At 72.9% G+C, this 11,992-nt stretch carries 9 protein-coding genes; 1 reads left to right on the top strand and 8 read right to left on the bottom strand.

The features are described from left to right. Positions 1-15: 15 nt before the first annotated feature. The 3 genes from thrC to WMF45_RS50730 form a co-directional block, all read right to left on the bottom strand. On the bottom strand, positions 16-1,356 hold the full coding sequence (gene thrC, locus WMF45_RS50740; protein WP_437714651.1) for a threonine synthase: 1,341 nt from the start codon (positions 1,354-1,356) through the stop codon (positions 16-18). A 53-nt stretch (positions 1,357-1,409) separates the two neighbouring features. After that, positions 1,410-2,495 (bottom strand): serine/threonine-protein kinase, encoded by a 1,086-nt coding sequence (locus WMF45_RS50735; protein WP_437714649.1) that lies wholly within the window; start codon positions 2,493-2,495, stop codon positions 1,410-1,412. A 64-nt stretch (positions 2,496-2,559) separates the two neighbouring features. Continuing rightward, the gene (locus tag WMF45_RS50730) at positions 2,560-3,924 is read right to left on the bottom strand and encodes an NAD(P)/FAD-dependent oxidoreductase (RefSeq protein WP_437714647.1); all 1,365 of its coding nucleotides are present in this window, start codon (positions 3,922-3,924) and stop codon (positions 2,560-2,562) included. A gap of 56 nt (positions 3,925-3,980) precedes the next feature. Here WMF45_RS50730 and WMF45_RS50725 point away from each other — a divergent pair, with 56 nt between their 5' ends. Continuing rightward, on the top strand, positions 3,981-5,216 hold the full coding sequence (locus WMF45_RS50725) for a hypothetical protein (protein ID WP_437548182.1): 1,236 nt from the start codon (positions 3,981-3,983) through the stop codon (positions 5,214-5,216). An 18-nt stretch (positions 5,217-5,234) separates the two neighbouring features. Here the strand turns inward: WMF45_RS50725 and WMF45_RS50720 are convergent, their stop codons facing one another. Genes WMF45_RS50720 through WMF45_RS50700 form a run of 5 tightly spaced genes read right to left on the bottom strand, consistent with a single transcriptional unit; the run spans position 5,235 to position 11,925 of the window. Beyond that, positions 5,235-6,278, bottom strand: coding sequence for a GAF domain-containing protein (locus WMF45_RS50720; protein ID WP_437714645.1), 1,044 nt, complete (start codon positions 6,276-6,278; stop codon positions 5,235-5,237). 50 nt (positions 6,279-6,328) lie between these two features. Continuing rightward, a complete protein-coding gene (locus tag WMF45_RS50715) occupies positions 6,329-7,297 on the bottom strand; it encodes a histone deacetylase family protein (RefSeq protein ID WP_437714643.1) in 969 nt (322 codons plus the stop codon). Next, complete coding sequence (locus tag WMF45_RS50710; protein WP_437714641.1) at positions 7,294-8,700, bottom strand: aminotransferase class III-fold pyridoxal phosphate-dependent enzyme; 1,407 nt, start codon at positions 8,698-8,700, stop codon at positions 7,294-7,296. The genes WMF45_RS50715 and WMF45_RS50710 overlap by 4 nt, the downstream gene beginning before the upstream one ends. Before the next feature lie 34 nt (positions 8,701-8,734). Beyond that, positions 8,735-11,059 (bottom strand): FdhF/YdeP family oxidoreductase, encoded by a 2,325-nt coding sequence (locus WMF45_RS50705; protein ID WP_437714639.1) that lies wholly within the window; start codon positions 11,057-11,059, stop codon positions 8,735-8,737. After that, the gene (locus WMF45_RS50700) at positions 11,056-11,925 is read right to left on the bottom strand and encodes a formate dehydrogenase accessory sulfurtransferase FdhD (protein ID WP_437714637.1); all 870 of its coding nucleotides are present in this window, start codon (positions 11,923-11,925) and stop codon (positions 11,056-11,058) included. The genes WMF45_RS50705 and WMF45_RS50700 overlap by 4 nt, the downstream gene beginning before the upstream one ends. Between the last annotated feature and the right edge of the window lie 67 nt (positions 11,926-11,992).

Below are 11,992 nucleotides of genomic sequence, written 5' to 3'. Positions count from 1 at the left end.
GATCTTGCCGGAGCGTCAGCGCTTGCTGTTCTGCGCGGCGTGCTTGTCGAGGGCGGCGAGGACGCGGTCGTAGTCGGGCGGCAGCGCGACCGGCGGGTTGGCGAGCCGGCTCGTGACGTCCGCGAGCGCGCGCTCGTGGTATTTCACCTTGAACTCCGTGAACTTGAGGCCGTTCGCTGTCGAGACCACGACGACCCGCTGGCGCTTCTCCACGAGGCCCTTCTTCACGAGCTTCTCCAGCGCGGCGAGGGCGACCGCCGTGTGCGGGCAGGTGTACATGCCGGTGCGATCGGCGCGGGCCGCCGCGTCGCAGAGCTCGTCCTCGGTGACCTCCTCCGCGACGCCGTCCATCGCCTTGAGGGCCAGCATCGCCCTCGGCGCGCTCACCGGGTTGCCGATCTGGATCGCGCTCGCCAGGGTCTCCCCCGCCTTCATCGGCACGACCTCGCTCCGCCCCTCGGACCACGCCTTGAAGAGGGGGTTGGCCCGCGCCGCCTGCGCCACGCACAGGCGCGGGAACCGCGTCGTCAGGCCGAGGTCCTTCAGCATCTTGAAGCCCGCGTAGAGGGCGTAGGCGTTGCCGAGGTTGCCGCTCGGGAGGATGACCCAGTCGGGCAGCGTCCAGTCGAACTGCTGCACGATCTCGATGGCCACGGTCTTCTGGCCCTCGAGCCGCAGGGCGTTCATCGAGTTCGCCAGGTAGACGACGCCCTCGGCCGAGAGGCGCTGCACGATGGCCATGCAGCCGTCGAAGTCGGTGTCCAGCGAGAGGACCAGCGCCCCCGAAGCGATCGGCTGGACGAGCTGCGCCGTCGACACCTTGCCCCGCGGCAGCAGCACGACCACGGGCAAGCCGGCCGCCGCCCCGTACGCCGCGAGCGACGCCGAGGTGTCCCCCGTCGACGCGCACGCGATCGCGCGCACCTCGAGGCCCTCGCGGATCGCCTTGTTCACCACCGAGACGAGCACCGTCATGCCGAGGTCCTTGAACGACCCGGTGTGGCTGTTGCCGCAGAGCTTCACCCAGACGTCATCGAGCCCGAGCGTCTTGCCGTAGCGGTCTGCCCAGAACAGGTTCGAGCCGCCCTCGTCCATCGACACGATGGCCTCGTCCGGGACCTCGGGCGCGACCCACTCCCGCTTGCCCCAGACCCCGGAGCCGTAGGGCCACACCGTGCGCTTGTAGCGCTCGTCGAAGAGCTTCATCCACGTCGCGGGGCTCCGGTCACGGAGCGCGTCGATGTTGTGGGCGACGTCGAGCAGGCCGCCGCAGGTGGGGCAACGGTAGAGGGGCTGCGTCAGCGGGTAGCTGCCGGGGCAACCGGCGAGGCATCGGAATGCAGCAGAGTAGGCCATGGCAATACGGATCTCCTGGGTGGCGGGAAGCGCCCGCGGGAGGTGGTGTCGGGTCAGTCGAAGCGTGGGGCTTCCATGCCGAGCCGCCTATAGAAGTAGATCGCCGCGTTCCTGGCAAACGATCCCTGCGGGAGATAGACGTCGCCGGGCTCCCGCAGCGGCTCGTCGGCCGAGAGCGGCCCGTCCCGGTCGCCGGCCAGCCGCTCGAGATCCTCGAGGAACGCTTCCATCGAGGGATAGCGGTTGTTCGGGCTCTTCCGGATCGCCTTCAGGATCACGGACTCGAGCAGCGGATCGAGGCTCCGGCGCTTCTCCGAGGGGCGGGGCGGCGGGGTGACGAGCTGCCGGGCGAGGAGCTCCGACTGCTCCGAGCGCGGGAACGGCAGCTCCCCGGTGAAGGCCCGGAACATGACGACGCCGAGCCCGTAGACGTCGGTGCGGGCGTCGGGCAGGTCGCTCACGACCTGCTCGGGCGCCATGTACTCGAGGGTGCCCACGGCGGTGCCGGTCGCCGTGATGAGATCGGCGGCCTGGATCTTCGCCAGGCCGAAATCGAGCACCTTGACCGCGTACGGATCGCCCTGCGGGCCCACGAGGTAGATGTTGTCCGGCTTCACGTCGCGATGGATGATCCCGGCCCGGTGCGCGGCGGCGAGCCCGGACGCGGCCTGGGAGAGCACCGGGATGGCGAGGTCCGCGTCCATGCGGCGCTCGCGCCGCAACCAGTCGCCGAGCGACTCGCCGAAGAGGTACTCCATCACGAGGTAGGGCGCGCCGTCTTCCGAGCGCGTGCCGGCGTCGAGCACCCGGACGATGTTCGGGTGCCCGATCGTCGCGGCGCTCTGCGCCTCGCGCACGAACCGCTCGCGCGTCCGCTCCGCCCGGGCGGCGAACTCCTCGAGGACCTTGATCGCGACCGGCTGGCCCGTCGCGATCTCGACCGCGAGGTAGACGCGCGCCATCGCCCCTTTGCCGAGGTAGCCGCGCACCTCGTAGCGCTCGCCAAGGAGGGTCCCGCGCAGCCGGGTCGGCTTGTACCGGAACAGGTCGACGCGCCGGCCCTCGGTGAGCTCCGCGCCGTCGTAGGGGCAGAACCGATGGCCCGCGTCGTACTCCCGGTGGCAGCGCGCGCAGAACATGGCCCCGCATCGAATAGCGCCCCGCGCTCCGGCCACGCAAGCCCGCTCGGCGGGCGCCCCCGCTCTACGCCGCCTTGCGCGGCGAGCGCCCCGTCAGCTTGGTGTACGCGTGATAGCCGAGCCAGCGGAGCGGCTCGGGCGGGACACCCCGGAGGGGGGCCATGTAGAACGGCAGATCCCGCCACCGCGCGTCGTCGCCCGCGTAGATGTCGCAGAGCACGCGGCCCGCGAGGTTGGCGAGCGTCACGCCGTGGCCGCTGTAACCGAGGGCGTAGTAGACGTTCCGGTGCTCGCCGCGCACGCCCATGCTGCAGAGCCGGCTCATCGTGATGCCGAGGGTGCCCGTCCAGCGGTGCGCGATCCGCAGCCGCTCGGCCGCAGGGAAATAGCCGGTGAGCCGGCGCCGGATGGCCTCGAACGCCGGCCCTGCCGACTCGGGTGTGCCCGGGTAGGAGGTCTTGTTCCCGTAGAGGTAGGCATACGCTGCGTTGCTGCCCCCGCCGAACACGAGCTCACCGGCGGGCGTCATGCTGGCGTACGCGATCCGGTCGCGGTCGTCGCTGAAGCCGGCGACCTGCCCCCAGCCGAGCGCGGCGCGCGCCTCGGCGTCGAGCGGCTCGGTCGCGATCACGTGCGAGTGCAGCGGGAAGATGCCGGTCTTGAAGTAGCCGAGGCGCGGCGTGTAGCCGTTGGTGGCGAGCACGATGGCCGCGGCCCGGACGACGCCGCCCGGCGTTGTCAGCTCGATCGTGCGCCCCTCCCGGATCCCGAGCACCGGCGTGTCCTCGTGGACGGCGACCCCCCAGGCGAGCAGCAACGGGCGCAGGCAGCGCAGCAGGTCGACCCCGTTCAGCTGCCCCTCGGTCGCGTCCAGCACGGCCCCGGCCCCGCCCTGGATCCCGAGCCGCTTCGAGAGCGCCGCGCTGTCCAGGTACTGTAGCGAAATGCCCCAGCTGGCCAGCTGCTCCACCCGCGCGTGCGCCGCCTCGGCCCGGCGCGCGTCGGTGAGCACCTCCATGCATCCGTCGCGGCGGTGGCGCACCGGGAGGTCATGCTCCTGGATCATCCCGACGATGCCGTCGATCCCCGCGCGCGTCGTCTCGTACACGCGGCGCGTGAGCTCCGGATCGCGAGAGCCCACCCCGTTGATCCAGTTCAGCATCATCCCCCCGTTGCGCCCGCTCGCGCCGTTCGCGAGGTGGCGCGCCTCGAGGATCATGACGCGGAGGCTCGGAAACCGGCGGATTAGATGGTATGCGGTGGAGATCCCGGTGAAACCTCCTCCGATGATGGCCACGTCGGCCGTCGCGTCCGCGCGCAGCGGAGGGACGGGCTCATAGACGGGGCCCGCCTCGCTCCACACGGAGCGCGCGGAATCGACGTGCATGAGCGTGTGCGTGGACGTGTCAACGAGCGCTGCGCGAGCCACGATGATCACCTATCAGAGGGATGCGCCTCTGGCACCATGAACCCCGGGAGCCCTGCTTGAAGCGACGTGTCCGGCTCTGCATGAAGGATCTCTTCCACCAGGACGTGGTGGAGATGATCGAGCGCGAAACCCGCAAATACCAGATCTGGTCCATCGAGGATCCTTCCGACCCGGACTTCGACGCGGCGTATCAGATCCTCTGGGACTGCTTCGGTCCTCATGGAGAGATGGAGCGCAAGGAGGCGATCGAGGCGTTCCTCCGCGACGACCCGTTCACGCCCGAGCCGTCGGGCACGTACATGCGCTACTTCCTGCTCGTGGCGCGAGACGCGGACGGAAAGGTGCGCGGCGTCCGCGACGGCACCGTGCTCATCAATCCGGCGTACGCTCCGGACCTCTGCGTCATCTACCTCGCTCATATCTTCATGATCCCCGAGGCGCGCGGGACGGTGCTGTCGTACTGGCTGCGCATCTCGCCGGTCGAGCTCGCCATGCAGTACCTCACCGACCTCCACGCGATGGGGAAGATCACGCTCCCCGCGCCGTCGGCCCCGGGCAAGTACTTCGGGATGAACGTCGATCTCGCGGCCGAGGTCGAGTACTTCACGCCGGAAGAGCGCCTGTCGTGGCAGCGCATCCTGTTCTACGGCCGAGGCGGGTTCGACGCGATCAACCCGCGCCACTTCCCCTACCGCCAGCCCGACTTCCGCGATCCCGAGGTGATCCGGGCGACCGGAAACCAGCCGTCTCCCTTCATGGTCCTCGTGCGGCGCATGGGCCGCGAGCGGCAGGCGCAGCTGCCGATCGACGAGGCGAGGGCGCTCATGCGGCTCCTGTACGACGACTTCGCGGATCACTGCGCGCCGCACCTGCTCGAGAACAGCCTCCAGCTCGTCCTCGACCGGCTGGAGGAGCGGGCGAAGCGGAAGAGCTTCGTCGAGCTGTTGCCCCTCCCGACCGGGCCCAGGGATCTGCACCGGCTGAAGCCGCTCTTCCGGTACAACGTGTTCACGAAATACTACCCGGACAGCCCCGACATCCGCGGTTACCTGAAGAACAGCGGCATCCGCGAGAGGCTGCTCGCGAACCCGCGCCACCTCGACGAGGAGCTCGCCCGCATCGCCCGGGAGCTGGAGACCCGTCCGCCGTTCGTCTACGGGAGCCGGGACAGGACCGCGACCTGGGAGGGCACGCCGCTCGCTCCGGGCTCGGAGCCGCTCGCTGACGGGCCCGACGCGGGCGAGATCACCCGCGAGGTGCCGGCGCCGCCGTCGACCCTGCCGCCTCGGTGATCCCCCACGGCGCCGTGATCACCGCGCCTCGGGCGGACGGGCGGCGCCGCCGCTCCCGGGGCCGGCCGTCGCGGCCCGCGCGCGCAGGGCGCCCGCGCGGAGCCTTTGCACCGCGGCGGAGGCGGCCTCGTGGGCGTCGAGCGCGCCGCGCAGCACGAGCGCCCGCCCCTTGGCCGCGGCGGCTTCTCCCAGCGTCCCGTCGAGCACGCCCTCGGCGAGCCGGACGAGCGGGCCGATCTCGGCGAGGTTCCGCGCGAGCGCCCGGGCGTCCGTGGCGAGCCCGGACGCCGCCTCGCACGGCGAGGCGCTCGCGATGGCCGCGGCCTCCTCGCAGAGCTCCTCCGCGACGGGGCCCATGTCGCGCCAGCACGACACGGCCGCGCGCAGGCTGGCGGGCGTGACGTGCGTCGCGCGCGGTGCGTGCGACGCGTGCGACGCGTCGACCCGCGGCCCCGCCGTCGCCGCCTGCGCCGCGGCGATGACGGGCGAGAGGGCGAGGAGCGCGCGCTCCAGGGCGCGGGTGGCCTGCTCGACGCGGACGAGGCGCTCCTGCACGTCGGCGCTGGCCAGCGGGGCGTCGCTCAGCGTGAGCGCCGAGAGCCGGCCGGAGACGTCGATGGCGAGCTGCTCGAGGGCGCCGACGATCCGCTGGTCGAAGCGGCGCGGGACGACGTCGAGCACGCAGAGCGCTCCGAGCACGTGCCCGTGCGCGCGCACCGGCACGCCCGCGTAGGCGCGGATGCCGTAGCTCTCGACGAGCTCCTTCGGGACGCGCTCGTCGCGCAGCGCGTCGTCGACGATGAGCGGCACCTCGTCGAGCACGACGAGCTGGCAGAAGGAGTTGCTCCTCGACGTCGCGCAGCTCACGGCGAGCTCGAGGGGGAGCCCGTGCTGCGCGCGCAGGAGCTGGACATGGCGCACGAGCAGGCTGACCACGGCGATGGGCGACCGGGCCAGCTTGGCGGCCCGCACCACGCAGGCGTCGAGGATGGCGTCCGCGTCGGCGCGCAGCACGGCGCCGCGCAGCTCGGCCAGGCGGACGGGGTCGTTCAGGTCGGCCATCGCGCGATGCTACCTTGCCTGGCGGGGCGCGGGTCGGCCGAGGTCACCGGTCACCCCGCGCGCGCCGCCGCTTCCCTCGCCCGCACCGCCGCGATGAAGGTGCGGAGGTGCACCTCGACCACCCGGCTCACGTCGGGCGTGTACCCACCCGCGAGCACCCACGCGATCGGGACGCCCCGCTCGAGCGCGGCCCGGAACACGATCTGGTCGCGCGCGTAGAGATCGTCGTGCGTCAGGTCGAGCGGCGAGTACGGGTCCTCGCGGTACGGGTCCGCGCCGGCCTGGTACAGGATCAGATCGGGCGCGGCGCGGTCGATCGCCGGGCCGAGGTGCCGCTCCAGGATCTCGAGGTAGGCGGCGCCGCCGCTCCCGTTCGGGACCGGGACGGACCAGCAGTTCTCGGTGTCCGGGGCGCGCTCGCCCTCGACGTCCCGGTGCGCCTTGTTCTGCTTGTACCAGCTGCCGTAGATGGAGAGCTGGGACGCCCAGGGGCGCGACGCGAGCAGCGAGGCGGTGCCGTTGCCGTAGTGGAGGTCCATGTCGACAACCAGGCCGCGGCGGATGCGCCCCTCGGCGCGCGCGCGCTCCAGCGCGACGACGAGGCCGTTGAAGGTGCAGAAGCCCTCGCCGTGGCCCTCGTGCGCGTGGTGGAAGCCGCTCGCGAGGTTGCCCGCGACGCCGTCCTCGAGGGCCGCGGCGGCGGCGGCGACGCAGCCGCCGTTCGTGAAGCGCACCGCCCCGGCGAGCGCCGGCGACCACGGGAGCTTCTGCGACTCGGCCAGCGCCCGGGGCTCGCCGGTCGCGATCGCCTGGACGTACCCGGGCGCGTGGACGCGCAGGAGGTCCTCGTCACACGCCGCCTCGGGCTCCTCGATGCGCACGGGCAGGCCGCTCCGCTCGATCGCCTCGCGCACGAGGGCGAACTTGCGCATCGGCATGACGTGCTCGCCGATGTCCGCGAAATACCCCGGCGAGTGGAACACCCGGATCGGCGGCGAGGCGGCGGCGCCCGAGGTCACTTGCAGACCGACTCGAGGTGGTCGAGCGCCTCGCCGACGTGGCGCGGGGCGAAGATCAGCGCCGGCCGGAAGCGGAGCGTGCGGTCGCCCGAGCCGCCCACCTCGAGGCCGCGGTTGCGGAGCGCGGTGAGCGCCGCGTCGCGCCGGGCGGCGTGGGGGAAGTCGACGGCGGCGAAGGTGCCGCTGCCCCGGGCGCCCGAGAGCACCGCGGGGTAGCGCCGGCAGATGTCCTCGAGGCCGGCGACCAGGCGCTCGCCGGTCGCCCGCGTGTTCTCGAGGAGCCGGTCGCGCTCGATGACCTCGAGGATGACCTCGAGCTGCGCGCCGCGGAGCGGGTCGCCGAGCCAGGTGTTGAAGACGCGCAGCGGCTCGATCGGCGCGAGCTCCTCGCGACAGTAGAAGCCGCCGAGCTGCATCTTCTTGGAGAACGTGACCATGTCCGGCGGCTCGGGCAGGTCCCACGCCTCGTGCGCCCAGAGCGCGCCGGTCCCGCCGCCGCACGTCTGCACCTCGTCGATGATGAGCGCGACGCCGCGCTCCGCGGTGAGGCGGCGGAGCGCCTGGAAGAAGGCCGGGCTCGCGTGGCGGTCGCCGCCCTCGCCCTGGATCGGCTCGACGATGACCGCGGCGACCTCGTCCGGGTGGGCGTCGAGCGCCGCCTCGACCGCCTCGAGCGAGCGCGCCTCGGCGGCGCGGTTCTGCTCGGCGTGCGCGGCGAGGGGGAAGTGGCTCGCGGGGAACGGCGCGACGGGCCAGTCGAACGCGGGGATGTCGAGCTTGTGGATCGGCTTGCTCCGCGTCGCCGAGAGGGCGCCCATGCTGCGACCGTGGAAGCCGCCCTCGAAGGAGAGCACCTTGAAGGCGTTCACGCCGGGCTGCCGGTTGAGCATGCAGGCGGCGAGGTCGCCGTCGCTCGGCTGCGCGCCGCCGCGGCGGCGCCGGGCGAGCCGGATGAACGCGGCCTTGAGCGCGTTCTCGACCGCCTCCGCGCCGGTCGTGAACGTGAAGACGCGCGTGTGCCCCTTCGGCGCGACGCGCATCAGCGTCTTCTCGACGAGATCGACCCACTCGGGCGCGGGCGCGACGCCGAGCGCGGAGCGGTAACCGGCGCACCAGTCGAAGCGACCGCCGCGCCACGCGGCGAGCAGATCCGGGTGGTTGTAGCCGATGGGCACGGCGGCGATGTGCCCGTACACGTCGAGCAGCACGTTGCCGTCCACGTCGACCATGTAGTTGCCCAGGCTCTTGCGCGCGTCCTGATAGAAGTGGATCGGTCGCGCGTCCTGGTAGCGATGGTGGCGGGCGCGGAGCGCCTCGGACGCAGGCCCCGGGATGGCGGTGCGCATCGAGGCGCGCTCGGGCTCGCCGGGGATGGGCGGGGGGATGTGGGTCGGGGCGTTCATGGTCGGACTCCAATGCAACGGGGGCGGCGGAGCGTCACGCGGATCCGTCGGTCGCGACGGCCGCCCGGACGCGCACAACGATCGATTTCGACGCGGGCGTGTGGCTCTTCTCGGCGATGCTGCCGAGCGGCACGAGCACGTTCGCCTCGGGGAAGTAGGCCGCGACGTTGCCGCGGGGGATGGTGTACAGCACGACGCGGAACGCGCGCGCGGCGCGCTCCCCGTCGGAGAAGCGGCTCGTGACGTCGACGAGGTCCCCCTGGGCGAGGCCGCGCTCGGCCGCGTCCTCGGCGTTCATGAACACGACGCGGCGCCCGCCCCGGACGCCGCGGTAGCGGTCGTCGAGCCCGTAGATGGTCGTGTTGTACTGGTCGTGGCTGCGGATCGTCATCATCAGGAGCTCGCCCGGCTCGAGATCGTGCCGCGGGAGCGGGTGGATCACGAAGTTCGCCTTGCCGGTCTCCGTGCGGAACTCGCGCTTCGCCGCGGCGTTCGGCAGGGCGAAGCCGCGCGGGTCCCGGACGCGCGCGTTGAAGCCGTCGAAGCCGTCGATCGTGCGCTCGATGAGATCGCGGATCCTGTCGTAATCGGCGGTGAGCTCCTCCCACGGCACGCGCGAGCGCGCGCCCAGCGCCGCGCGGGCGAGGCCCGCGACGATGGCCACCTCGCTGCGCAGCAGCTCCGAGGCCGGCGGGAGGCTGCCGCGCGAGCTCGAGACGACGCCCATCGAGTTCTCGACGGTCACGAACTGCGGCCCGCCCGCCTGCACGTCGCGCTCGGTGCGGCCGAGGCAAGGCAGGATGAGCGCGCGCCTGCCCGTCACGAGGTGCGCCCGGTTCAGCTTGGTCGAGACGTGCGCGGTGAGGTCGCACCGGGCGAGGGCGCGGGCGGTCAGCGCCGTGTCCGGCGTGGCCGAGAGGAAGTTGCCGCCCAGCGCGAAGAAGACGCGGGCGCGCCCCTGGGCCATCGCCGCGATCGCGGCGACGGTGTCGAGCCCGTGGCGGCGCGGCGGGGAGAAGCCGAAGTTCTGCTCGATCCGATCGAGGAGCTCCGCGGGCGGGCGCTCCCAGATGCCCATCGTCCGGTCACCCTGCACGTTGCTGTGCCCGCGAACAGGGCACGCGCCCGCGCCGGGCCGCCCGATGTTGCCGCGAAGGAGCAGGAAGCTCATCACCTGCTGCACGTTGGCCACGCCGTTCTGGTGCTGCGTGAGGCCCATGGCCCAGCACGCGATCGTGCGCTCGGAGCGCATCGCGATCTCGGCCGCCGCCCGGATCTGCTCGCGCGGGACCCCGCTCTGCGCGACGATGTCGTCCCAGGGCGCGCCGCGCACGGCCTCGGCGAACGCCTCGAAGCCGTGGGTGTGGCCCGCGATGAACGCGCGATCGAGCACGGCGCCCGGCCTCCGCTCCTCCTCTTCGAGCATCTCCTTGATGATCCCGGTGAAGAGCGCGACGTCGCCGTTGATGCGCACCTGGAGGAAGAGCGTCGAGAGCGGCACGCCCGAGCCGACGAGATCGAGCGGGTGCTGCGGGTGCTGGAAGCGCTCGTTGCCCGCCTCGGGGAGCGGGTTCACCGTCACGATCTCGCACCCGCGCAGCCGCGCCTCGCGCAGCGCCGAGAGCATGCGCGGGTGGTTCGTCCCCGGGTTCTGCCCGACGACGAAGATCGCGTCGGCCAGCTCGAAATCGTGGAGGGATACCGTCCCTTTGCCCACGCCGATGGCCTCGCGCAGGCCAACGCCGCTCGACTCGTGGCACATGTTCGAGCAGTCGGGCAGGTTGTTCGTCCCGAGCTCGCGCACGAAGAGCTGGTAGAGGAACGCCGCCTCGTTGCTCGTGCGGCCCGACGTGTAGAAGACGGCCTCGTCCGGCGAGCCGAGCGCGCGCAGCGACGAGGCGACGACGTCGAGCGCCTCGTCCCACGACACCGGGCGGTAGTGCGACGCGCCCTCGTCGAGCAGCATCGGGTGGGTCAGCCGCCCCTGCTTGCCGAGCCAGTGGTCGGACTGCCGCGAGAGCGCCTCGACGCTGTGCTCCCGGAAGAACTCGGGCGTGACGCGGCGGAGCGTCGCCTCCTCGGCGACCGCCTTGGCGCCGTTCTCGCAAAACTCCGCGACCGAGCGCTTCTCCTCGGGCTCGGGCCACGCGCAGCCGGGGCAGTCGAAGCCCTCGCCCTGGTTCACGCGGAGAAGCGTGCGCACGGCGCGCGCGACCCCCATCTCGCCGACCGCGTGCCGGAGCGTCGCGCCGACCGCCGGGAGCCCGCCGGCCGCCGCGCTGCGCTCGCCGATCCTCGGTGCCTCGGGCTCGAGCGGCGGCTCCGCCTGCACGTCGCGCGGCGCGTCGCGGGCCGTCACGACGCGGCCTCCGCCGGGGCCGCGACGGGGACCTCGACGCGCTCCCGGCCCGCGTACACGTTGAACCGCCCGTCGCGGGCGAAGCCGACGAGCGTCATCCCGTGCGCCGCCGCGAGCTCGGCGGCGAGGCTCGAGGGCGCGCCCACCGCGACCATCACGGGGATCGAGGCCCGGAGCGCCTTCTGCACGAGCTCGAACCCGGCGCGCCCGCTGACCATGAGCACCGCGCCCGGGTCCGGCAGCCGCCCGGCGAGCAGCGCGGCGCCGATCAGCTTGTCGACGGCGTTGTGGCGCCCGACGTCCTCGCGGAGATCGGCGAGCGCGCCGCCCGCGTCGAAGAGGGCCGCCGCGTGCAGCCCCCCGGTCCGCCCGAACACCGGCTGCGCGCCGCGGAGCCGCGCGGCGAGCCCGTGCACGACGCCCGGCGCGAGCCGGGGGACGCCCCGCGCGAGCGGCGCGGGCGGCGCGAGCGCCGCGACGTCGATCGACGCCTTGCCGCAGACGCCGCAGCTCGCGCTCGCGACCGCGAGGGCGCGCTCGGTGCGCCCGAGATCGACGGTCACGTCGTCGCCGAGCGTGACGCGCACGAGGTCGCCCGAGGGCCCGAGGGCCTCCTCGACGGCGACCACGTCGGCCGCGCGGGAGATGACGCCCTCGGCGAACAGGAGGCCGACCGCGAGCTCGCGATCGTTGCCGGGCGTGCGCATCGTGATGCCGAGGCGGCGCTCGGCGCGGCGCGCGTCCCCGGGGGCACGCGCGATGACGACGATCTCGAGCGGCTCCTCGACGGCGAGCAGATCTTCGGCGTCCGAGGCGGCCTCGTCCGTGATCCTGCGGATTGAAACGGTGGTGGTGCTTGACGGCATGGCGGCGTGTCCGGCGCTCTCAATCGTAGCCCGCGGTGACCCGCCGAGCAGGATCCGCGTGGAGCCG

Origin of the sequence: Sorangium sp. So ce448, from assembly GCF_051520915.1 — a bacterium.
Taxonomy (GTDB): domain Bacteria; phylum Myxococcota_A; class Polyangia; order Polyangiales; family Polyangiaceae; genus Sorangium; species Sorangium cellulosum_B.
The sequence above is the reverse complement of the archived record's forward strand: the minus strand, read 5'-3'. Positions and strand labels throughout refer to the sequence as shown.